The sequence below is a fragment of the Hominibacterium faecale genome (assembly GCF_020734085.1).
Lineage (GTDB): Bacteria > Bacillota > Clostridia > Peptostreptococcales > Anaerovoracaceae > Hominibacterium > Hominibacterium faecale.
The window spans coordinates 1-22,970 of record NZ_JAJAGH010000022.1; the positions used below are offsets into that span (position 1 = coordinate 1).

Sequence of the window (22,970 nt, forward strand, 5' to 3'; positions counted from 1 at the left end):
ATGTCAAAAAAGAAATGGACCGAAGAAAAAATAATTTCTGAGATACGGCGGGTCATGAAGCTTTTAGGGCTGTCAGACCGTCTCCCCAGCGCGAGGGAGATACGGAAGTATAGCACATGTTATGACTCAATTAATAGATCGGGTGGCCTGAAGCATTATTCCGAAGTACTGAATCTTCCAACCGCGGGCGCTACCATGTCGATTCTCTTTAAAAAGACCTGTATCATTTGCGGGAAAGAATTTACAACGAGATACCGTCCGGCGAAGATGTGCTCTCAAGCATGTAGAAATCGGTCATATCTGTTAAAAGATCGAGCTGTAATTAAAGCAGATTCGAGTCGTAAAGAAATTCGGACAATGCGGGATATACGCCCGAGTGGAGCTTTTGACAAAGAACGAGAGGCACAGAAACATGGGTTACATTACAGAGATCGCCAGATTGCGGAAACGCTTAGAATGGTTGGTAATGTACAAAATTAGCTGACAACCAAACACCCGCCGGTAAGCGTCAAATTCCATAGATAAATTAAGGCGGGTTGGAATACATAGTCCCCGCAGAGCAGCCGTTAAAACTCAGAGACCACAAGATATTTTAAAAAATGGCTTTGCGGGGAGGAAGGAGGAATAAAGCTATGGAGAGATTAACAAAGCGACATGGTAAACATGCGGTACAGATCGGAGCTGAGACAAGACGCAACGACCCGGGGTGGCAGCGGTTAGCAGAGATAGAGGACCTTGCAGAGCAGGGGCGGCTGGTGGAATTGCCATACGATGTTAAAATTGGCGATACTATATATGACGCCGTGCTTTGTGACGACGGAAATTACAGAATTGTCAAAATGGAAGTTGGTTTACTGTAGCTCTCAAAAAGTGTCGGATAAATGGCATTATCTCAAAGATGCTCCATTTAAAATATCCGAACAGTGCTGCGATGAAATGAACTTGCAACATGTTTTAATGAAACATGTTGCTGCAAGTGTGGTCAACGCCTGAAATGGCAGAATTGGAGAGTATGAATGATTAAATTAACTAAAAAAGAAAAAGAGATCGTGAACAGGCTAAATGATCGGCTTTACACGGTTGATTTTTTGCAGGAATGGGTAAATCGAAATGATAATGTTGCTGTAAATATAGTAGCAGCTTTACAGGCTATGGGTGCAAAAGGATATTACTGCGCAGTTAAGCATATGGCAGAATTGGAGGAAGCGGAATGAAAAACATTACAGTAAAAGAATTAAAGGAATCGCTGAAGGACGTACCAGATGATGTGGAGGTGAGCGGTGATGGCACTGACTGATCTGTATGTGTTAGACAAGCATAGCGGGAAAATACATAGAGTTGGAGACGATTGCCATGATAGCATATGGGTTGATGACAGCGGAATTGTACACTATCACAATCTCCAAAACGGAGACGGATGCAGCGGCAATGGACACAGTGATGGTGCCGGATATGAGTTTGTGGCAAGCGATTGTGGAGAGGTGCAAAATGATTAACCCCTGTAAATCCTGCCCCGAGCGAACCCCAGGCTGCCATTCCCGCTGCCCGTACTACGCCGACTGGGAGCAGGCCCGAATTGAGCGTAGAGAGCGGATCAGGGCAGAGCGGGCTAAGGATACCGGGTGGTCGGGGTATAAAAGGGATACGGTGGATAAGAGGGTGAGGAGGGGATAAGGATTGAGAGACTACATACCGAAGAGCTGCGGACTACCGGATAATCTGGCCAATCAGGTCATGTGGCTGATCCGGGACTACGAACGCATGAAGTTAGAATATGATAATGCGATCTGGGATAGTCCGGGACCGCCAGATGGGCAGCCAAGAGGGAGTAATACAAGCGACCCTACCTCTAAGGAGGCGATCAAGCGGGCGGAACTGTTTAAAAAGATTCAGGCGATTGAACAGTCGAAACTGGAAATTCCGGAACAGTACCGGGAAGGAATCTGGAACAACATTGTATATAGAACTCCATACCCTAGCATCGCAGGGCGTACCACTTGGTGGACATACAAGACAAAGTTTTTATGTAAAGTGGCCGAGAAATTATATTGGATTTAAAAATATTTATAAAATCCGAACATGGGGGCAACGAACCGAACCCTGGGGTAAAGATTTTATGATATTATGGTATTGAGCAGAAATGGATACAAGACATTTTAAATCCTCCTCAAACTTTAATAACTGACAGAGACTTCCTGGGAACGGGGAGTTTTTGTTTTTGTCGAATAAGGTATTAATACTTGAAATATAGTACCGAATATGGTACTATATAAACAAGAAAATACATTAAAGACAGGAGGGGAGCTATTGGCGAGTGTTAAGAAGATTATTGAGAAGATGAAAAACGGCCCCAATAATATAAGGCCAGAGGAGGCGGAGAAGGTTCTAAAGGCTTATGGCTATAAAGTCGCAAGACAAAAAGGGAGCCACAAACATTACATCAATGGTACTGGTGATGTGATAACAATAAAGCAGGAGAACCCATTGAAAAGGGCATACATAGAGGACATATTGTCAAGAATAGGAGAGTAGTTATGTAGTAAAGAAAAAACGGACGTTTATGAAAAGGAGGAGGACAAATGAAACTGCAAGAGTATATGAATTTACCATACACCAGGGTAGTTCAGGAAAGGAATGACGATACTGGTCATTATTTCTACGGAAAAATACTGGAATTAGACGGATGCCAAAGTACAGGAAGTACACCCGAAGAGCTTTATGAAAATTTGAATGAAGCTATGGAAGGGTACATCGAAGTAAAATTAGAACGTGGACTTCCAATTCCAGAACCTAAAGATATTGAGGAGTATAGCGGGAAGTTCAATTTGAGATTGCCTAAAAGTTTACATCGAAGACTCGCTATTGAGGCGTCTGAGGAAGGCGTTAGCCTAAATCAATACGCATTATACAAACTATCACAAGGTTAAAAAGATACTTATAACCACACAGAGACAAGCCCCGTGCCTGTCTCTTTTCTTTACCAAACATTCCCACTATCCACTATGGATTCATTGGGATACAATGGAAGCAAGCGCTGTACAAAGAGAGTGCCCACCCTGCTTATACAGCGCTGAGGGAGCCTTCATTTCTGAGGGCTCTTTTCTTTAGCCGATTTTGATTACTTTTTCATGAATACGTGAAGTAACTCGCAAATCAAAGTGGCGGCGTTCCTTTTATCCTCTTCGGATAACTGACAGAATGCGTCGATTCCATTGAAAAACAAGAAAATGAGCTTCCATTCTTCTTCCGAAAAGTTAGAAGAAATCAGAATGGATGGATCAACGTTGAGCCGGTCAGAAATTTGCTCAAGCGTGTCCATTCTGGGGTTGCATTTTCCGTTCAAAAGGGTTTGCATGGCCGAGCGAGAGATACCGAGTTCTTCAGAGAATTCAGTGATTGTTAAACCGCGAGTTTTACGGATCGCGTTTATCACATTTGACAAATTAGATTGTAAAGTCATAGTATGTTCCTTCCTTCTACAATAATAGGGATGGCGTACTGAAAAATACAGGTTGTTAAAACAATATAACGTACTGATAGTTTGGTATGTAGGCACTCCTCATAAGAAAAGAAAAAATAATGACAGAAAAAGACGCAATTTGACGAAAAAATATACAAAAAGATTGAGAGGTGGTGATGTGGGAAAGAGACTAACAGACAAAGAAAGAAAAAAAATTACAGCTGACTATATAGAGTGTGGGAACTATTGTCAGGTAGCCCGTAAATATAAAATTGCAGAATCAACCGTTCGGAGGATCATTAAAAGAGATTCTGATGTGGCGACAAAAGCCGAACAAAAAAAAGAACAGAACACTGCTGACATTTTGGACTACATGGACACAAAGAAAGGCGACGTTGAGAAGATTATAGATAAATGCCTTGCAGCCCTTCAAGACGAAAAGAAATTGCAGAAGGCCGGATTGATGCAAACAGCGACCACGCTTGGAATTGTGATAGATAAGTTTACCGAGCAGAAAGTAAAGGTAAATAAGGCAAGAGTAGAGATTGAAAAATTAAAGCCACAGGGGGCAGAAGAAAAAGAATATGCTGGCATACCGGCCACCATGATCATTCCAAAGTTCGCTCCGGTGGTTTTTTCTATTGAGAATAACGAGTATCTGGAATATGTATTTCCGGGCGGCAGAGGATCCACAAAATCGTCCTTTGTGAGCCTTGCCGTTATAGACCTGATTATGAAGAACCCGGAACTGCACGCCGTAGTAGGTAGACAAGTCGCGGATACGCTGCGGACCTCCGTATATCAACAGATGGTATGGGCGATAGAGGCATTAGGGCTAAGCGATGAGTTTAAATGCGGAATCAGCCCGCTGGAGATCACCCGGAAGGGCACGGGTCAGAAAATCTATTTCAGGGGTGCGGATGATCCGGGTAAGTTTAAGTCGATCAAGGTGCCGTTTGGATATATTGGAGTCCTCTGGCTGGAGGAGCTTGACCAGTTTGTTGGGCCGGAAGCGGTCAGGAAAATTGAGCAGTCTGTTATTCGTGGCGGGGATAAAGCATATATCTTTAAGTCCTTCAACCCGCCGAAAACGGCAAGTAACTGGGCGAATAAATACGTCAAAATACCAAAGGAAAACCGATTGGTTACGGAAAGTAACTATCTGGATGTGCCCCCTGCATGGCTAGGGAAACCGTTTATTGACGAGGCGGAGTTTTTGAAGCTGGTCAACCCAACCGCCTACGAAAACGAATACATGGGTGTCGCAAACGGTACAGGCGGAATGGTATTTGATAATGTGACCATCCGCGAGATTACCAACCAAGAGATCGCCCGCATGGATCGCATTTACCGTGGTGTCGACTGGGGCTGGTATCCTGACCCGTGGGCCTATAATGCGGTTTATTATTGCGCGGCAGAACATAGATTGTACGTTATTGACGAGGACGAAAAGCGCCGTACAAAGAATGAGGAAACGGCAAGAATCCTGAAAGAAGAGCATGGTCTAAAGCCGAATGACAAAGTGGTTTGTGACAGCGCAGAAGAGAAATCCACGGCCGATTATAAAGACTTTGGTATATTTGCCCGCAATGCAATAAAAGGCCCTGGAAGCGTCGATTACTCGATGAAATGGCTGCAATCATTAAGTGAGATCGTGATTGACAATAGACGGACGCCACATACAGCTGAAGAGTTTTTAAATTACGAATATGACCGTGATAAAGACGATCAAGTGATATCCGGCTATCCTGACCGCGATAATCATCATATTGACGCAATCCGGTATGCGATGGAAGAGGTATGGCGCAGAAGGGGGCAGTAATGTTTGAGAGGATAAAAGGATTTGTAAAGAGGGTGGTAAGCAGAATGTTTGATACGAGCAAAATTGAAAATGAACTTGATGTCGATATAGCGGTCAGCAAGGAGATGGCGGACGGTATAACTCTATGGCTTAAGATGTTTGCAGATGATGCGTCGTGGCTCGACGATAATACCAAGAGCATGGGATTGGCCGCTGACATTGCATCAGAAGTGGCGCGGCTTACGACGCTTGAACTGGAATCAGAAGTATCTGGTTGCGACTACCTGAATGAAGAATATCAGGAAGTGCTTCGGCATTTGCGAGAAAACTGCGAGTTTGGATGTGCTGGGGGCGGCCTGATCCTGAAACCTTATGTAGATGGGAACTGTATAGCGGTTGAAGCATCCAAGGCAGACAGCTTCTTTCCAATCGCGTTTAATGGCCGCAAACAGATTACCGATTGCGTATTTGCGGAAACAAAGATTGATGGGGAGAAGACGTATACCAGACTTGAGCGGCATACACTGGAAGATCAGACATACCACATTACGAACAAGGCGTATGTGAGCACAACAAAGGATGCGGCGGACATAAAGACACTTGGGGAAGAAATAGAATTGAGAGCGGTGGATGAATGGGCCGATCTTGAACCGGAGCTGGAAATTTCCAATATTGAGCAATGCTTATTCGGATATTTCAAGGTGCCGTTGGCAAATACAACTGACCCAGATTCTCCGCTTGGCGTATCCGTATATTCCAGAGCAGTAAAAAACATTCAAGAGGCGGACAAGCAATGGTCGCGGATTCTTTGGGAGTTTGAAGGTGGTGAGCTGGCGGTCCATGCCTCTGTAGATTGTTTTAATAAAGATGATTTCGATGAATGGATATTGCCGAAAGGAAAAGAGCGGCTATATCGGACCTTTGACCATGACAGCGCAAGGGGGAAAGCGATCGAGGTGTTTTCACCTGCATTTCGGGACACGAGCTTATTTAATGGGCTAAACAATATTCTCAAGCGAGTGGAATTTGACTGTGGCCTGGCCTATGGCACTTTGTCGGACCCGCAGAATGTAGATAAGACTGCGGAGGAAATAAAGTCGTCTAAGCAGCGCTCTTGGCAAATGATTAGCGATACACAAAAAGCGCTACAGACGGCGCTGGAAGAATTGCTGTATGCGATGGTCAAGATCGGTCAAATTTACGATCTTCCGGTTACAGATAACTACGAGGTCAGCTTTAACTGGGACGATTCGATTATCGTGGACAAAAAAGAGGAATTAGCCTCTATGCAAGTTGATGTTGCGTCCGGCATTATCCGTCCTGAGCTATATATCATGGAGAAATACGGGGTCACCGAAGATGAGGCGTTGAAGATGATGCCAAAGCGGAGGGAACTTACAGAGGACCCGGATGATATGGAGTGATGTAAATGCTAACTCCTGAGCAATTAAAAGCAATCCCTGAGTCGTTTGTGCAGCAGTTACAGGACTTAGAGGATTTTATCATAGCCGACATTGCCCGAAGAATTGCCAAAGAGGGCGGGCTTACGGACACATCTGTAATGGAGCTAAATAAGGCTCTTGGCATGGGCACGGACCTAAACCGCATTGAGCGGATCATTAATCAGGTAACTGACTCGGCAATAGGAGATATTGATAATGTGATCCGGGATGCGATTGATGAGTCCATTGCTGCTGACAATGTGATCTATAAGGCAGCCGGATATAACCCGATTGACCTTGCAAAATCAGCAACGCTGACACATATTCTTGGGGCTGGTATTCGGCAGACACAAAGCGATTTTAAAAATCTGACCCGGAGCATGGGCTTTGCCGTACAGCAGGCAAATGGCATTGTATTTAAACCGATTGCACGTTTTTATCAAGATACCTTAAATCAGGCCACCCTGCGGCTTACAACCGGCGTGATGGACTGGAAAACATCAACCCGGTATGCGGTCAAGGAAATGGCAAGTAGCGGGCTGAGGTATGTAGATTACGCCACTGGGCATGTTAATCGAGTAGATGTGGCAGCACGCCGGGCGATCTTAACCGGCACGAACCAGCTCAACTTGCGCATGACCGATCAGATTATGGACGATTTAGGGCTGGAGTATGTAGAGACAACCGCGCACATGGGAGCGCGGCCGGAGCACCAGCTCTGGCAAGGGCAAGTTTATCATGTTGGCGGGGCAAAAGGCGGCTATCCTGATTTTGTATCTGCTACCGGCTACGGGACAGGCCCGGGACTCGGCGGCTGGAATTGTCGGCATAGCTATTTTGCGTTTTTTCCAGGGATATCAACCAGGGCTTATACCGATGAGCAATTGCGCAATATCGACCCGCCTCCATTTACATATGACGGGAAGCGTTATACTTATTATGAGGCCACACAACGGCAGCGGGAGCTTGAGACGAGAATCAGGCAGACAAAGCGGGAGCTGGTCGGGTATGATGCGGCAGGGCAGAAAAAAGAGTTTACTGCTGCCAGTATTAAGCTGAACCGGCAGAAAGAACTGTACGAAGACTTTAGCAGGGCTGCGGGTATCCGTATAAAGCCGGAACGTCATCAATTACTCGAGTTTGGAAAAAGCATCAGCCAAAAAGCAGCTTGGGCGAATAAAAAGTACAATCAAGGCCCCAAAAATGATATAATAAGAGTAAGGCGGAACGAGCGTTTAAAGGCTGCAAATTCCGCTGTAAAAGTGACACAAGATAGAATTGATCGGGTGATAAAAGAATCGCTCCCGCATATCCGTTTTGTTGTTCCTCCGGCGGCAAACAATAAGTTGCGATATAATGGAGTTACGAAATACAAGTCTTTTCCGTGGGGCGAGATCAATGTAACGTCAATTCAAATCGGTAAGCAGAAAAATGCTTCTGACCTAGAGCTAATTGACACGCTTTTACACGAACAGCTCGAAGCGAAAATTTTAATACGAGCCCTGAATTATAAAAGTAAGAGGTTTAAGGCGTTGAATAATGCAGGAGACAAGGCTCGCCATGACTATATTAATCGGGTTATTGCAAGATATTTGAGAATGCGAGGTTTGAAATGATTAAAAAAACGTGGGAAGATATAGACGACATATTGTTTGACGGAAATAAAGACGAAATAGCCGCGTTACGGTGTCCAGAATGCGGTGGAACACTTAAATTTGTATTTAACAAGAAGACAATGGGCAGTGTACTGGAATGTACGGCTTGTGGAGCTGGGCAGCGTGGTAATGGTGCTGCATATGTTCCAAATGCTGTAAAGTATTTTGGAAAATCCATTACGATCGGCAAATAGCAAATAAGATCAGAGAGCATACTCCGGTGCCTTCGGGCCCGGGGTCTTTTATTGCAAAAGTTTAAGGAGGTTTTATGAAAGTAGACGTATTAGGAACGGAATATACAATTGAGTTTAGGAAACAATCGGACGATCCGACGTTAAAAGACCGTGACGGCTATTTTGATCACAGTGTATGCGTTTTGGTGGTTGACGAAATGACAGAGCATGCCAACGATCCCAATGCGGTACGGGATTTAATGAATTATCGGAAGCAAGTAGTTCGGCATGAGATCATACACGCATTTTTATTTGAATCTGGACTGCATGGATCCTCAATGGGCACGGAGAATTGGGCCACAAATGAGGAAATGATAGACTGGTTAGCATTACAGTCTCCAAAACTTTTCAAGGCATTTAAACAAGCGGAATGTATGTAAAACAGGTTACTTAAGACCAGTCAAAACGGCTGGTTTTTTGTTATATAAAAAATTACCCGTGCCCCGGGGAAACAGGGCGCCGCAATACCGGGACTGGCCGGGAAAAAAGGGAAGCGGAGAAAGGAAAAAATAATGGAATGGCTGAAAACTATTTTAGGTGAAAACTGGACAGAGGAAATCGAGAAGGCAATCTCGGATCAGATCGGAAATCTGTTTGTATCAAAAGAAAGATACGATCAGGTGAATGAAGGAAGGAAACAGTTTGAAGAGCAGCTTAAAGAACGAGATAAGCAGCTGGAAGAACTGAAAGAGGTTGCCGGTGATGCCGAGGCAATGAAAGAGAAGATCAAAGCTTTAGAGGAAGAAAACAAAGCGTCACAGGAAAAAGCGTCAGCGGAACTTGAGCAGATGAAAAAGGACTGGGCGACCGAAAAGTATTTTGAGGGTTTCGAGTTTACGTCCGACCTTGCAAAGGCGGCAGCCATACAGCAGTTCAAGGAAAAGGAATTGAAGCTTGAAGATGGCAAATTCCTCGGAGCGGATGATTTTATGAAAGAGTTGGCCGAGAAGAACCCGACTGCTTTTGTGAGCGAAGAGGATAAGAAAAAGCCAGTTATCACAAGACCTACAGGAGGAACAAAGCCAAAAGGAAAAATGTCGCTTTCGGAGGCTATGAAATATAAAAACGAGCATCCGGACGCGAACATCGATGATTTAATTTAGGAGGTAAAACATGGCAAGTATTTTTGACAAAAAGAATTTTAACCCGGAGGTGTTTGCAAAATATGTTGAGAAAACACCGAATCTTAATCGGAATGAACTGATTAAGTCGAAGGCGATTCGGCGCAGAGACGATATTGCACAGCAGTTTAAGGATCAGGTTGGCGGAAATTACGCTACCATCCCGATCTTTGCAAGAATTACGGGATCGCGGCAGAATTATGACGGCGGGACGGACATCACGGCGAACACATCCACGACCTATACACAGGGTAGGATCGTTGTAGGCCGCGCGGATGCCTGGACAGAAAAAGATTTTAGTTATGATATCACGGGCGGCGTTGATTTTCTTGAGCAGGTCGCACAGCAGGTTGGCGAATACTGGGACGAGGTGGATCAGCTTACTTTGTTATCTGTTTTAAAGGGAATCTTTAGCATGACAGGTGCCGAAAACAAGAAGTTTGTAGATGGACATACCTATGATGTTTCGGCGAATGCAGGCGATGCGGGAATGTTTGGGGCGACAACCTTAAATACAGCAATACAACAGGCGCTCGGAGACAATAAGGCAAAATTTTCACTCGCGATTATGCACAGCGTCGTAGCGACTAACCTGGAGAACATGAACGTGGTCGAATATCTGAAATACACGGATAAAGATGGTGTGGAAAGACCAACCGGACTAGCGACGATCAACGGTAAATTAATCCTGATCGACGATGCAATGCCGGTTGAAGATGTGGCGGCAGCAGAAGGCGCAGAAGCGTACACCAAGTACACGTCTTATGTGCTTGGAGACGGAGCAATCGAGTTTACTGATTGCGGGGCTAAAGTACCATATGAAACCGATAGGGACCCAGCCAAGAACGGCGGTCAGGATACGCTGTATTCCAGGCAGAGAAAGATTTTTGCGCCATACGGAATTTCTTTTACGGATAGCAGTATCATTTCCCCGACTGACGCGCAGCTGGAAACTGGGAGCAAATGGAGCCTTGCAAATAGCAACGAAAGTTCCAAAGACTATTTCCCGCATAAAGCGATACCGATCGCACGAATTATTACAAGGGGGTAAACATGACAAAAATATGGAAACAGGGGGATATTATTCCCCTGGATCATCTTAATAGTCTGGAGAAGAAAGCAGAAGCTTATGACAAACTGATACAGGAGAAGAAAAAGGCTGCAAAGAAATCCGAAAAGGAGTGATGGCTATGTTGGCTGGATATGTAGATTATAGATTTTATAAAGACAAGTATCTCGGACAAGTAATACCGGAACCATCCTTTCGTGCATTGTCTTTAAAGGCAAGCTATTTTATCAATATGGTTACATTTAACCGCATTGACCCGGAGAATGTACCGGACGAGGCGAAAATGGCAGTATGCGCCGCTGCGGAGGTGATCCTAAAACACGAAGAAAGCGGTGGGAAAAGCTCTGAAAGTGTTGGAAAGCTGTCTATAACTTACGACACGAGAAAGACAGTGGAAAAGAAAATGTATGCGGTGATACAGCCGTATCTTGCGAATACCGGGCTTTTATATCGTGGGGTGGGAAAATGATAACAAACGCAGATTTAACGCTGTACAATCAAATCCCTGGCCCCGACGGCCCTACCTGGCAGCGCACACAAATTGAGGATGTGTTTTGGGAGGACGGAAAGAAAGTGGATGTCGGGGAAACTGAACTAATCAGTGCAGACTTGACTGTAATCCTCATCCCGTTCGAGAGTACGACCGGATATTTAAAGCCCGTCGAGTTTTTGTGGGCGGAAGATCGCGCCGGTCATTTTACGCTCAATAACGGCGATCTCGTCGTGCGTGGTCTGGTTGACTTTGAGCTGACCGGAGAGAAGGGCCACAACGAGAAGGCGCTGCGGCAGCAGCATGACGATGTAATGACCATTGTATCCGTCGAAACAAACGACTTTGGCAGCCCGAACATGCAGCACTGGGAGGTGACGGCGAAATGAGCGTAAAGGTAAGGCTTGATCTTGATCCGTTTGAAAAAATCCTCTCCCGGCGTGATCTGGAAGAAGATGGCGAGGCGCAGCTGTTTTTTACCCATGAAGTTGCCAGGCATTGTGACCCATATGTGCCGATGGACACCGGCATGCTGAAAAACACGAAGCAAATCGACCCAAACAAAATCACTTACCCGCAGCCCTACGCCCAGAAACAGTATTTCGAAAACAAGGGCAAGGGGTTGCGTGGAAAAGAGTGGGATAAACGGATGATGGCAGATCGCGGCGAAGAGATTGTGACGGGCGTAGCGAATTTTATCGGAGGGAAAGCAGAAAAATGAGCAATGTAATCGGAGCAATCCGGGAGTTTATAAAGGGCTGCCCGTGCTTAGATGAGTTTAACAAGGGCATCGGGGTAGATTATCTGGCCGAAGATGATACAGCCTACATGATCGAGGCGGTGACCGGAAAGCCGATTGTAAAGCGGTACATTAACGGCGATACGGATCGGCAGTGCATCTTTGCCTTCTCCACGCGGGAGGCTTACGGCAGCAATGTAAAGCAGAATCTTGAGAACATCGGTTTCTTTGATGATTTTGCGGCGTGGCTGGAGGAATGCACAGAAAAAGGGAATTTGCCGACCCTGGGAGAGAACCAAACGGCAAAGAAGATTGAAGTTACATCGACCGGCTATGCATATGATACGGGCGTCGACAAAGCGCAGTATCGTATCCAGTGCCGGTTAGTTTATTTACAGAAAAAATAATGGAGGTAAAAAATTATGGCAGATGCAGTAAACACAGGCGTTAAAAACAGAGTCGATCAGGCAGAATATGTGAAGGTCGCAGATGCATACGAACTAATGGGGACCGGCTTTAAAGAAGCCAACGAGGAGCCCGGCGCGCAGGTAGCGGACAAAAAATATATCAACATGAAAAGCAAATCGAAATCGATCAGCGGGTATGAGTGGGTGAAAACCTTTTCCGCGGATCAGATTTTGTCCGAAGCGGTTATTAAAGATTTTGTTGAGATTGGTCAGACGCAGAAAATTGGACAAGCCGCTGAACGGGACTTTGTTACCGTGCATCTGGATGAGCCAGTGGCAGACAAGGAAAATACCTTTCGGGCTAGACATGTAAGGGTAGCTGTTGAAGTATCCAGCTTCCCGGATAATGATGGAGAAATGGGCGTAGAAGGGAATCTGAACGGTATCGGGGATATCGAAGAAGGGACCTTTGATACAACCACAAAGACGTTTACGCCGACTGGTAATGCGATCGCAGGTAAGTAAGGATGGAATCTATTATGAAAAATATAACAATTGGAAAAGAGACATTCCCGTTTGACGCAGCCGATTTAGCAACCCGCAGAAAGTATTGTGATGCGCTTGATCAGTACCTTGAAGCAGCAAATTCAATCGACGCAAAGTATGAGGCAAGTAAAAAAGAACAGCGGGATTTGTTAGAGCATTTCGAGGGAATGTGTAAAGAAGTGTACGCATTTATGGATCGTCTGTTTGGAGAAGGTGCAGCCATTCGTGCGCTCGGGGAGAATTACAATATCGATTCATGCATTGGCGTTTTTGAGGCACTTAATATTGTAATCAACGAGCATGACAATAGTTTTGTTAAAAGACTCCCTAAAAAAGCAAAATGATCGCGCTTCCAATAACAGTAACGATAGCCGGCGCGGAGTATCCGATCAATACGGATTTTCGCGCCGGATTGCGTTTTGAGGAACTGCTGATCGAAGAAGAGCCGCCTTGGGATAAGATTCTTCAATTATATTACCCTGCTGGAGTTCCTCATAACCTCGAAAAAGCACTTGATAACATTCTTTGGTTTTATCGATGCGGGGAAGATGAAAGAAAGGGCGGAGCGGGGTCGAATGTGCGGGCTTGCGATCTGAACTATGATTTTAGGTATATTTATGCTGCATTTTTGGAGCAATATCGAATCGATCTTTACGAAGATGACCTACACTGGTGGAAGTTTAAAGCTTTATTTGACGGGCTTTCGGACAACTGTGAGATTTGTAAGATCATGCAGTATCGGACAGCGGACCTCAAAGGGATGGATAAAAATGAGAAATCGTTTTACAGGAAAATGAAAAAGCAGTATGCTCTTCCGGCGCTGAAATCGGAGAAGCAGAAAGAACGAGAGGACAAGATCAGCCAGATACTCCTAAATGGTGGCGATCTGTCCGGGGCAGCTAAGCGAGGTGAAGTAGAATTGTAAAAGTAAGATGTAAGCACTGCGGGCATACCTTGCTACTTGCCGAATATGGAAAAATTGAAGTCAAATGCCCGCGGTGCAAAAAAATAAATAAAGTTGAAATACCAGCAAAGGGAAGAGTATAGGTAAGCGCCGTCGTAGCAGCTAAGCCAGCCTACTTTGCTTTTTTATAAAAGTGAGGTGGGCGAATTGGCTGACGGTAAAGTCATAATTGAAACAGGATTAGATAAAAGCGGAATAGAGGCGGGGCTAAAAAAACTTGGAAAAGTAGCAAAGGCGGGACTCGGGGTAACAACCAAAGCGATTGCGGGAGTAGGGACTGCCCTCACTGGGGCGGCTGGCCTTGCAGTCAAATCTGGCATTGACTTTGAATCTGCATTTGCAGGAGTAAAAAAGACTGTTGATGCAACTGATCAGGAGCTTGCGGAGTTCCGGCAGGGCATCCGGGATATGGCAAAGGAAATGCCAACCGCAGCGACCGAGATCGCAGGGGTAGCTGAAGCAGCCGGGCAGTTAGGCATCAAAAATGAATCCCTCCTGTCCTTTACCAAAACCATGACCATGCTGGGTGACTCGACAAATATGAGTGCGGAAGAGGCAGCAACGTCTTTGGCGCGGCTAGCCAACATCACCGGTATGCCACAGGAGAATTTTGACCGTTTAGGGGCTACGATTGTTGATCTTGGTAATAGTTTAGCTACGACGGAATCTGAAATCGTGGCAATGTCTCTGAGGATCGCCGGTGCTGGTTCTCAGGTTGGCATGACTGAGGCACAAATCATGTCGTTTTCTGGGGCGTTATCTTCCGTGGGTATCGAGGCTGAGGCAGGCGGTACCGCATTTTCAACCCTGTTGTCAAAAATGAACCTGGCATCCTCAAAGGGCGGAAAAGAGCTTGAACAGTTCGGCAAAGTTGCCGGAATGTCCGCAGAAGAGTTTAAGAAGGCATTCCAGGAAGATGCTTCCGGCGCGGTATTGTCCTTTATACAAGGACTGGGACAGATCAACGAAAATGGCGGTTCCGCAATCCAAACGCTTGACGAAATGGGGCTTTCTGACATCCGCATGAGGGATGCACTTTTGAGAGCGTCCGGGGCAAGTGACGTCTTTACGGAGGCACTACAAACTGGCAATAGCGCATGGGAAGAAAATACGGCACTGACCAACGAGGCGAAACAGCGCTACGAAACGTTGGAATCTAAGTTGGGAATCCTGAAAAACACTGCGACTGATCTGGGAATATCCATGTACGATTCACTCGAAAACCCCTTGCGCGGAGTTGTGGATACTGCGACAGATATGGTCGGATCACTTGAAACAGCATTCCAGAAAGATGGATTTAGCGGCTTGGCAGAGCAGGCGGGTGCCGTACTTGCGGATGCGTCTGTAAAGATGGCAGAAGCGGCGCCGGATATGATTGAGGCTGGAGCCAAGACTATAAAATCATTTGCAGATGGGATCATAGAGAATCGGGGAGAGATCGCAGAGGCAGCAGGAAAGGTTGCAGTAGCTCTGGCAGAGGGCGTCGGAGAACTGTTACCGAAAGGTATCGGAAATGCCTTTAAGAACACCGCAAAGGCGGCTGTATCCGTAGCGAAACCAGTCCTAAAAATTGCGGATGCAATGGCGCAGGTAGCAGCAGAATGCTCCGGGGCAATCCCGGTGATTGCGGGAACCGTCGCAGCATTTAAAGGCTATAAATTTATAGATCAAGTTGTAACATCTATGAAAGCTCTGAGGGCCGGACAAACCGCCGTTGTGCAGTCAGCCAAAGCAGCGACACTTGCGGCAAAACTGAATACAGTAGCGACTAAAGCCGGGACCATAGCCAGTGCGGCAGCTACGTCGGCAGAGCAGCGACGGACTAACGCCGCAAGGGCACAAACAACCGCAACGCTTTATGGCACTACGGCAGAGAGGTCCAAAACAACAGCGACCTTATATGGAGCAAAAGCGACAACAACGGCAGGAGTGGCCGCAAATGTGTTATCCGGAAAGCTAAAAGCATCTACCGCTGCTACTACATTATTCAGCGGTGCAATGACTGCCCTTGGCGGTCCGGTGGGTATTGCGATCACGCTTGTCGGACTTGCAGCTGGTGCTCTACTGACATTTGCGGGAAACTCTGACAAAGCCACAAGTGCCGTAGACAAGCAGGCAAAAAAAGTCAAAGAACTGTCTGATGCCTACAAGGAATCGAAAAAATCAAGAGAAGAGTCGTTTGAATCAACAGAAGCTGAGGCAGCAGCGGCGTCTGATTTGACTGGCAAAATCTCGTCGCTGGCTAAAAAGACAAGGAAAACGGCTGACGAGAAGGCTCGATTAAAGAGCTATGTGGATCAACTCAACAAGCTGATGCCAGACCTAAATCTCAAATACGATGAAGAAAACGACAAACTAAATAAAAATACCGATGAACTTTGGAATAACGTAGCGGCAGTACAGGCCCATGCCAGGGCAAAAGCGGCGGAGACAGCAGCCACGGAAGCGCTGACAGAACAAATGAAACTCCAGAAGGAAATGGAGGATGCGCAGGCCACACGGGAGGAAGCAAAGAAAGCACTTGATTCCGTTCCGGACAGCGAAAAGTATATTTCCAACGGCCGCGGTGGGAAAGTCATGAGCTCCGAATATGCAGACAAGATAGAGGAGTTTAACAAGGCCGATGAGTCAGTTAAAAACTTGCAAAAAGACCTGAACGCAGCAAATAGGGAGGTTGAATACTACAACGGCATACAGGTTGATTCTTTAAAATGGGAAGAGGCCATGCGGAGTACAGACGCCTTTATTGCTCTGATGGCAGACAGCGGCTTAAAGATCAGCAACAAGCTTGCTGAGGGCATCCGTGCGGGGAAGTATGGCGTTGTACAAAGCGTTGAGGATGTGCAGAACGTTGGTACGTTCAGTAAATTGTCAAAAACCGCAGGGGAGGGTGGTAAAAAAGCTGTTAACACACTCACAAAGAACTTGCGAAGTGGCAAACTGAAACCCAAAAAGGCCGTTGACGAAATGCAGGCCCTTATACAATTTAATGAACTGTATAAGGGAGCAGGCAAGGGAGGAAAGGAAGCCCTGAACGCCCTGAAAAAGAGCATTGAATCAGGCAAGACGAAGCCAAGCGAAGCGATGAAGCAGGTCGTTGAAGCGGCAAATAAGAAGGGTGAGGCGAAGGGAAAAGAAGCGAAAAAAATCGGTGAAGCAATCGACTCCGGGGCAGCGGGCGGCATTAATACAAAGCTGATTGAAGCAGCTGCAAGAATGGCAAAAGATGCTTTGGAGGCTGCAAAAAAAGAAATTGACAGCCATTCTCCATCAAGAAAATTTAAAAATGAAGTCGGTAAAATGATGGTTGCTGGCGTGGTTGCAGGTATCAATTCGGAAAAAAACAATCTTATATCTACAACTTCCGGTTTAATGAGCAGCACCGTCAATGCTGCAAAACAAGCAGCCACAACAGGGAATTTTGCGGACATTGGCAAGAACTTTACAGACTCGTTCACGTCGAAAATTGACGCCCGCCAGACAAGCGAAGTCAACAGCCTGAAAAAGACCCTCGAAAATAAACAAAAATCAATTGTTACAGCTGACAAAAAAGAGGAACAGGCACTCGAAAAGAAGATCAAGAAATCTTCCGGCAAACAGAAAAAGGCATATCAGGCCGAACTGAAAGCACTAAAAAAGAAGCATAAAAGCGAACAGTCTGCTGCGAAATCTGCATCATCGAAGATTTTAAAAGCTTACGAGTCAGCATTAAAGCAAGAAAGCCAGAAATTAATTGACCAGGCTGAAAAAAACATCGAAGAGCTGTCAAACACCTACCAAGCAAAATATGATGAGCTGATCCAAAAGCGCGAGGCCATGCGTGACAAGCTGATGGACACCGGCGATCTGCTGATCTCCAAGACCGGCAACTTGTCTGGCCTGAACGAGGTCAATAGCGGCAACCCCATGACGGCGCTGAATCGAAACGTCAAGGCGCTTGAAAAGTATCAGAAGAACATCACGGCCATTAAAGGGAAAATCCCGGATGACCTGATGGAGGAAATCCTCAAGATGGGCGTGTCGGATGCGAACTCATATATTAACAAACTGCTCAAAATGGAGGACGGCAAGTTTGACGAGTATGTGAGCAAGTGGAAGAGTGAGCAGGCAACAGTCAAAGCTTTGGAAGATCAATACCTGAACACGAATACCCTCGGAAGTTTACAGAGCGACATCGATCAGATGAGGCAGTATCAAAACGGCCTAAACAGTCTGAAAGGCCGGATACCTGAGTCAATGATGGAAGAAATCCTCGGTATGGGCGTGAACGATGCGAACGCATACATGCAGCAGCTACTTGCTCTGAGTAATACACAATTTGCGACCTACGTCGAGCAGTGGCGGCAGAAAGAGGCACTTGCGAATAGTATATCGACAGAGTTTTTTGCTCAGGATATCCAAACGATCCAGACAAACTACTCAAACGCAATCAATACAGAAATGTCCAAGCTTAAAACGCAGATGAGCAATCTCGGCAAAAATGTCGGAAAAGCTTTTGCGAGCGGGCTCAAAAGTCAGAGTAAAAAATCAAAAAAAGCGGTCAAGGATATCTGTAATACGGTTATTAAACAGTGTAAAAAATCCTTGGGTATCAAGTCACCGTCGAGGGTGTTTAAAGAAATCGGAAAGTTGTCGATGGTCGGCGCCGAGGTCGGAACTGAAAAGGAAGCGAAGCAGCTCTACAAGACAACCGACAAGGTGGCTCAAACGTATGCGGAGCGATTTTCGGCAGCCAAACTGGACGCTGGTGCTATGTACGCAAAGATGCAGGCCGCCGTTGTGGCGGAGCAGAGCAGGGTACCTGCATCCGTGCAGACGCAGATCGTCAAACTGCAAGCACAGCAGCCAGAACGATCAGAACAGCGGGTTGTATATGAAATCCATGTCCATTCCGATATCGACGGCAGGGAAGCCGCAAAAGCAATGGCCACTTTTACGGATGAGGAACTTGGAAAGATTGCAAAACGAAAGGAGCGAGGATGATGCTGGGTCTAAAAATTGGAGAAAAACATACATACGAAGATTGGGGGCTCAGGTGGTTGGAGCCCTATAATATTGGATTTCCGGAGCCGCAGCTAAAAGAGGTGGAAGTACCGGGCAGTAGCGGAGTGTTGGACCTCACAGAGGCCATGACCGGTCATGTGGCTTTTGACCAGCGGGCCGTGGAATTTAACTTTGAATCTGCGGATCAAGATTATTTTGAATATGAGGTCGTAAAGAGCCAGATCGCAAACTACCTGCATGGCAAGCGGTACCGGATCGTCTCTGATCTGGACCCGCACTTTTATTATGAAGGCCGGCTGAAATTTAATGCGGAAAAATCAAGTAAAGCTGAAAGCACGATCACCCTGTCCGGCGACGTGAATCCGTATAAATTTGAAATGACCAGCTCGGCAGAGGATTGGCTTTGGGACCCGTTTTCTTTTGCCGATGGCGTGATCCGGACAGCAAAAGACCTGCGGGTTGACGGGGAGCTTGTTGTCACGATCCCGCCGACCGTCCGGCCCTGCATCCCGGTTTTTACGCCGACACAGGACATGATCGTGGAATGCGAAGGCTGGAAATACAAGCTCAAAAAAGATATGGCCCTGGAAGTGCCTTATATTATCCTGCACGACAGGGAGACGATGTTAACCTTTACCGGATATGGATGGGTGACGATTGACTACAGAGGAGGAAAACTATAGATGTATTACATAACCGCAGATGGCACGCACATGCATGTGCCCGGAGCAGAGGAACGGCAGATCGTCAATCCTATGCTGTCAGAAAAGCTTGACCAGATCGACTCGTTTACTTTTGACATCCACCCGAACCATCCGATGTATGATGCCTTGGTGCAAATGAGGACACAAATCCGTATCTATCAGGATCACGATCCGATCTGGGAAGGCCGGGTCATTGACAACGACGATGAAAGCGACAAGACTCGATCTATTGTTTGCGAGGGCGAAATGGGTTATCTGATTGATAGTATCCAGCAGCCTTACGACGAGGACTTTGTACTGATCGAGTTTTTGGAGTTTTTAATTGACAATCATAACCGGCAGGTGGACGGATGGAAACAGTTTAAGCTGGGGAATGTTTACGTGGAGGAAGAAGATGACGCTGACACGGCTCGGACCAGCAATGACTATCAGACTACCAAGGCGGCCCTCGACAATGTACGGACAAAGTACGGCGGTCACTTTGTGGTGCGGAAAAGCGACGGCGTGCGATACCTGGACTACATCAAAGAATACACGCATGTCTCAACGCAGCCGATCACATTCGGGCGAAACCTGCTCAAAGTGACAAAAAGCAGCAAGGGCACGGATATCAAAACGGCTCTGATCCCCCTCGGCAAAGCAATCGGAAACGAGCGGATCACGATTGAGGATGTAAATGACGGAAAAAACTACCTGGTCAATGAGGAGGCCGCCAAACTTTACGGCCTGATCTGGGGCACGGCTTTCTTTGACGATGTTGAGGACGAGAACGAGCTGCTGGCAAAAGGTAAAGAGACGCTTACAGAGGTATCAAAGCCTAAACATACAATCCAGGCCACGGCGGTTGACATGAGCCTGCTGGATCGGTCAATCGATGAGTTTAAAATCGGCTATAAGGTGCCGATGCTCTCTAAGCCGCACGGCATTGATGACACTTTTCAGGTGACAGAGATCACCCGGCCGCTCTTTGAGCCGGATAAGTTTGAGGTTACGCTTGGCGGTGAGACGGATAAAATCAGCGGAACGGTCGTTTCCGGGCAAGTTGAAGCAAAGCAATACACAAATGAGAAGGTCAGCATCATTTCCGGGGGCTCGGGCGGCTACCTGATTCTCGATCCGCCCGGTGATCGCCCAGAGCGATTGCTGATTATGGACGATCCGAACAAAGACAAGGCCGTGAATGTGATTCAGATCAACAAAAATGGTATAGGTTTTTCCCGCAACGGCATCAACGGTCCATATGAAAACGCCTGGACAATCGACGGGAATCTGGTTGCGGACTTTATCAGGGCGGCAAAGCTGCAAGCTGGGACAATAGGCGGATGGATTATCAATGACAACGCAATATATTCTGACTTTGTTTTTGATGATGGGACAACGGTTTACCGTGTGTACATCCAAAGATTTATGGAAAAAAGCCTAACGGATTCATGGGTGTTTTCAGTTCAAAAAAGCTCAGACGGCGGAGAAAACTTTGGCGGCATCATGTATATCCGTGGTGACGGATTGATCGTGGCGCCAGCAGGCATATTTGATCGGATAGATGTTGGTGGGCCAGGTGTAAGTATTTTTAACTCGGGTATAACCTGTGGAGCTAATACCGCATACCCAGATACAGTCTTGTCCATCATGGGGAGCGGAATCGCTAGAGACAATTTTAGCGTTTACGGCACTTTTTACGCCGCAAAGGGATCCATCGCCAGCTCAGACAGGGCGCTTAAAACGAATATAAAAGAGCTGGATAGCACGGAATCTGAAGAATTTTTGATGCACTTGAAACCGGTTGAGTACGTCTATAAGGACGATCCGGGAACCGTTCGGCATGGTTTTGTCGCTCAGGATGTAAAAGAGGCTATGGCAGGACGAACGTGGGGCGTATACGAAAATGTTGAATTGAAACAACCGCTTGATGCCAAAGGGAATCCGCAAAAAAGTAAAGTGGTTGCATCGGTCCGGTATGACGAAATCATCGCCGATCTTGTCAAGGTTGTACAGAGTCAAAATGACCGCATTACGGTCCTAGAAAGCGAGGTGAAGGCACTTGGCAAAAATTGATATATCGCAGGAAATTGCGAATTTTAGAGAAGCGATCTATGGCGAAGAGGTGAGAGGGAGTTTGATCTCAGTCGCCGAAAAAGCAACGGCTGGCGTTGATGCAGTTGCGGAATCCGCCGAATCGGTTTTGCGGTCTGCCACACAGGCGATTACAAAATCAGATCAGGCGGCAGCAAAAGCAAATACCGCAGCAACAAACGCAGATCGAGCGGCAGAAGCGGCCACGCAGATTAAAAATACTGTACAGAGCAAGCTCGACAATGGGGACTTTATCGGGCCGCCTGGACCGCAGGGGAATACAGGGAACAAGGGAGAAAAAGGCGATAAGGGTGATACTGGCGCAACAGGACCGGCAGGCATTACAGGACCTCAAGGGCCGCCCGGCGAGAGTGGTGTTACTACACCGGTCAACTCATTTTTTACAATGTCGGTTGATCCAGACGGTAATTTGTGGGCCAATCATGCGGATGGCGGAGCGCCTGATTTTGAGTATGACAGCGCAACAGGAGCGCTATATTTTTTGACATAGAAAGGAGATCAGAATGGCAAAAACTTTGATAGGTAACATCAAGGGCCCTAAGGGCGATAAAGGTGACAAGGGGAATACTGGACAAACCGGCGCAACAGGCCCGCAGGGAGCAAGAGGAGAACACGGCTCTGTCTGGTATTCGGGCAATAAGATCACTGGCACGGCTACGACAGCTACGATTTTTAGCGGCAGCGGCGTGACAGCGGCCGCCTTGGATGATTACTATCTCAATACAGGTACGGGCAACGTATATCGCTGCACCGTGGCAGGGGCCGCAAGCGTGGCTAAATGGGTGTATGTTGGATGTATCAAAGGGCTAAAAGGTGACAAAGGCGATAAAGGCGACAAGGGGGATGTTGGTCCGCAGGGGCCAGCGGGGACGATTGCAAATATCTCCGCTCAGGCAATTACATTTACACCGGCATCGTCAAAGTCAGAAATCCTGACCGGCGACACGCTTGCGGTGCTGTTTGGCAAGCTCAAAAAAAATCAATCCGTGATGGACTCAAACATGGATACGATGAGATCAAATATATCAAAGGCACAGACTACCGCCGACAGCGCTGTAACATCCCTAGCAAACCTCATAACCCCCGAAACCATCGCAGCTGCCCAGGCCGCAGGCATTGATTTGTCGGGGGGGGGGGGGGGTCCTAAATCTTAATAGGTTAATACAGCTGTTTTTGACCAATCCGGTGATAGCGGAATATGACAGCGGAGACTGGCATGTAAAAATACACGCAAATGGATG

28 protein-coding genes are annotated in these 22,970 nt (G+C 46.7%); 27 read left to right on the forward strand and 1 reads right to left on the reverse strand.

From position 1 onward, the window contains the following. The first annotated feature begins 632 nt into the window (after positions 1 to 632). From LG211_RS19590 to LG211_RS19615, 6 genes are all read left to right on the forward strand, one after another. Positions 633 to 860, forward strand: coding sequence for a hypothetical protein (locus tag LG211_RS19590; protein ID WP_269478272.1), 228 nt, complete (start codon positions 633 to 635; stop codon positions 858 to 860). Between the two features lie 156 nt (positions 861 to 1,016). Continuing rightward, complete coding sequence (locus LG211_RS19595; protein ID WP_269478273.1) at positions 1,017 to 1,214, forward strand: hypothetical protein; 198 nt, start codon at positions 1,017 to 1,019, stop codon at positions 1,212 to 1,214. Between the two features lie 69 nt (positions 1,215 to 1,283). Continuing rightward, positions 1,284 to 1,496 carry a hypothetical protein gene (locus tag LG211_RS19600; protein ID WP_269478274.1) on the forward strand — a complete coding sequence of 71 codons (213 nt, stop codon included), beginning with the start codon at positions 1,284 to 1,286 and terminating at the stop codon, positions 1,494 to 1,496. 181 nt (positions 1,497 to 1,677) lie between these two features. Beyond that, positions 1,678 to 2,058 (forward strand): hypothetical protein, encoded by a 381-nt coding sequence (locus LG211_RS19605; protein ID WP_269478275.1) that lies wholly within the window; start codon positions 1,678 to 1,680, stop codon positions 2,056 to 2,058. 249 nt (positions 2,059 to 2,307) lie between these two features. Next, a complete protein-coding gene (locus LG211_RS19610) occupies positions 2,308 to 2,532 on the forward strand; it encodes a type II toxin-antitoxin system HicA family toxin (RefSeq protein WP_269478276.1) in 225 nt (74 codons plus the stop codon). A 47-nt stretch (positions 2,533 to 2,579) separates the two neighbouring features. Continuing rightward, positions 2,580 to 2,927, forward strand: coding sequence for a type II toxin-antitoxin system HicB family antitoxin (locus tag LG211_RS19615; RefSeq protein ID WP_269478277.1), 348 nt, complete (start codon positions 2,580 to 2,582; stop codon positions 2,925 to 2,927). Positions 2,928 to 3,118: 191 nt separating this feature from the next. Here the strand turns inward: LG211_RS19615 and LG211_RS19620 are convergent, their stop codons facing one another. Further along, positions 3,119 to 3,460, reverse strand: coding sequence for a helix-turn-helix domain-containing protein (locus LG211_RS19620; protein ID WP_269478278.1), 342 nt, complete (start codon positions 3,458 to 3,460; stop codon positions 3,119 to 3,121). A gap of 178 nt (positions 3,461 to 3,638) precedes the next feature. On the opposite strand from LG211_RS19620, the gene LG211_RS19625 reads away from it, so the two are divergent. From LG211_RS19625 to LG211_RS19725, 21 genes are all read left to right on the forward strand, one after another. Then, entirely contained in the window at positions 3,639 to 5,282 is a 1,644-nt protein-coding gene (locus LG211_RS19625; protein ID WP_269478279.1) for a PBSX family phage terminase large subunit, read from the forward strand. Beyond that, a complete protein-coding gene (locus tag LG211_RS19630) occupies positions 5,282 to 6,685 on the forward strand; it encodes a phage portal protein (protein WP_269478280.1) in 1,404 nt (467 codons plus the stop codon). Before LG211_RS19625 ends, LG211_RS19630 begins: the two co-directional genes overlap by 1 nt. Before the next feature lie 5 nt (positions 6,686 to 6,690). Further along, complete coding sequence (locus tag LG211_RS19635; protein ID WP_148399095.1) at positions 6,691 to 8,319, forward strand: phage minor capsid protein; 1,629 nt, start codon at positions 6,691 to 6,693, stop codon at positions 8,317 to 8,319. Further along, entirely contained in the window at positions 8,316 to 8,552 is a 237-nt protein-coding gene (locus LG211_RS19640; RefSeq protein ID WP_148399094.1) for a hypothetical protein, read from the forward strand. Before LG211_RS19635 ends, LG211_RS19640 begins: the two co-directional genes overlap by 4 nt. Positions 8,553 to 8,626: 74 nt before the next feature. Further along, positions 8,627 to 8,971 (forward strand): hypothetical protein, encoded by a 345-nt coding sequence (locus LG211_RS19645; protein WP_148399093.1) that lies wholly within the window; start codon positions 8,627 to 8,629, stop codon positions 8,969 to 8,971. Positions 8,972 to 9,103: 132 nt separating this feature from the next. Further along, positions 9,104 to 9,694 (forward strand): phage scaffolding protein, encoded by a 591-nt coding sequence (locus LG211_RS19650; protein WP_253020157.1) that lies wholly within the window; start codon positions 9,104 to 9,106, stop codon positions 9,692 to 9,694. A gap of 10 nt (positions 9,695 to 9,704) precedes the next feature. Next, positions 9,705 to 10,763 (forward strand): phage coat protein, encoded by a 1,059-nt coding sequence (locus LG211_RS19655; RefSeq protein WP_269478281.1) that lies wholly within the window; start codon positions 9,705 to 9,707, stop codon positions 10,761 to 10,763. 2 nt (positions 10,764 to 10,765) lie between these two features. Then, complete coding sequence (locus LG211_RS19660) at positions 10,766 to 10,897, forward strand: hypothetical protein (RefSeq protein WP_269478282.1); 132 nt, start codon at positions 10,766 to 10,768, stop codon at positions 10,895 to 10,897. Positions 10,898 to 10,902: 5 nt separating this feature from the next. Further along, positions 10,903 to 11,250, forward strand: coding sequence for a head-tail connector protein (locus LG211_RS19665; RefSeq protein WP_269478283.1), 348 nt, complete (start codon positions 10,903 to 10,905; stop codon positions 11,248 to 11,250). Then, the gene (locus LG211_RS19670) at positions 11,247 to 11,660 is read left to right on the forward strand and encodes a DUF6751 family protein (protein WP_269478284.1); all 414 of its coding nucleotides are present in this window, start codon (positions 11,247 to 11,249) and stop codon (positions 11,658 to 11,660) included. The genes LG211_RS19665 and LG211_RS19670 overlap by 4 nt, the downstream gene beginning before the upstream one ends. After that, positions 11,657 to 11,992, forward strand: coding sequence for a minor capsid protein (locus tag LG211_RS19675; RefSeq protein WP_269478285.1), 336 nt, complete (start codon positions 11,657 to 11,659; stop codon positions 11,990 to 11,992). The genes LG211_RS19670 and LG211_RS19675 overlap by 4 nt, the downstream gene beginning before the upstream one ends. Beyond that, positions 11,989 to 12,417: a chloramphenicol resistance protein gene (locus LG211_RS19680; RefSeq protein ID WP_269478286.1), complete on the forward strand. Its 429-nt coding sequence runs from the start codon at positions 11,989 to 11,991 to the stop codon at positions 12,415 to 12,417. Before LG211_RS19675 ends, LG211_RS19680 begins: the two co-directional genes overlap by 4 nt. Before the next feature lie 15 nt (positions 12,418 to 12,432). Continuing rightward, a complete protein-coding gene (locus tag LG211_RS19685) occupies positions 12,433 to 12,942 on the forward strand; it encodes a hypothetical protein (protein WP_269478287.1) in 510 nt (169 codons plus the stop codon). Between the two features lie 14 nt (positions 12,943 to 12,956). Then, positions 12,957 to 13,307 (forward strand): DUF6673 family protein, encoded by a 351-nt coding sequence (locus LG211_RS19690; RefSeq protein WP_269478288.1) that lies wholly within the window; start codon positions 12,957 to 12,959, stop codon positions 13,305 to 13,307. Beyond that, entirely contained in the window at positions 13,304 to 13,888 is a 585-nt protein-coding gene (locus tag LG211_RS19695) for a bacteriophage Gp15 family protein (protein WP_269478289.1), read from the forward strand. The genes LG211_RS19690 and LG211_RS19695 overlap by 4 nt, the downstream gene beginning before the upstream one ends. After that, positions 13,882 to 14,010 carry a Com family DNA-binding transcriptional regulator gene (locus LG211_RS19700; protein WP_269478293.1) on the forward strand — a complete coding sequence of 43 codons (129 nt, stop codon included), beginning with the start codon at positions 13,882 to 13,884 and terminating at the stop codon, positions 14,008 to 14,010. Before LG211_RS19695 ends, LG211_RS19700 begins: the two co-directional genes overlap by 7 nt. A 55-nt stretch (positions 14,011 to 14,065) precedes the next feature. Beyond that, positions 14,066 to 18,910 (forward strand): phage tail tape measure protein, encoded by a 4,845-nt coding sequence (locus tag LG211_RS19705; RefSeq protein WP_269478294.1) that lies wholly within the window; start codon positions 14,066 to 14,068, stop codon positions 18,908 to 18,910. Beyond that, positions 18,907 to 19,614, forward strand: a complete 708-nt coding sequence (locus tag LG211_RS19710) for a mtfA protein (RefSeq protein ID WP_269478290.1) — start codon at positions 18,907 to 18,909, stop codon at positions 19,612 to 19,614. The genes LG211_RS19705 and LG211_RS19710 overlap by 4 nt, the downstream gene beginning before the upstream one ends. Continuing rightward, complete coding sequence (locus tag LG211_RS19715) at positions 19,615 to 21,690, forward strand: phage tail spike protein (protein WP_253020149.1); 2,076 nt, start codon at positions 19,615 to 19,617, stop codon at positions 21,688 to 21,690. Then, positions 21,677 to 22,219 carry a collagen-like triple helix repeat-containing protein gene (locus tag LG211_RS19720; protein ID WP_269478291.1) on the forward strand — a complete coding sequence of 181 codons (543 nt, stop codon included), beginning with the start codon at positions 21,677 to 21,679 and terminating at the stop codon, positions 22,217 to 22,219. The genes LG211_RS19715 and LG211_RS19720 overlap by 14 nt, the downstream gene beginning before the upstream one ends. Positions 22,220 to 22,232: 13 nt before the next feature. After that, a complete protein-coding gene (locus tag LG211_RS19725) occupies positions 22,233 to 22,883 on the forward strand; it encodes a collagen-like triple helix repeat-containing protein (RefSeq protein ID WP_269478292.1) in 651 nt (216 codons plus the stop codon). Positions 22,884 to 22,970 lie beyond the last annotated feature (87 nt).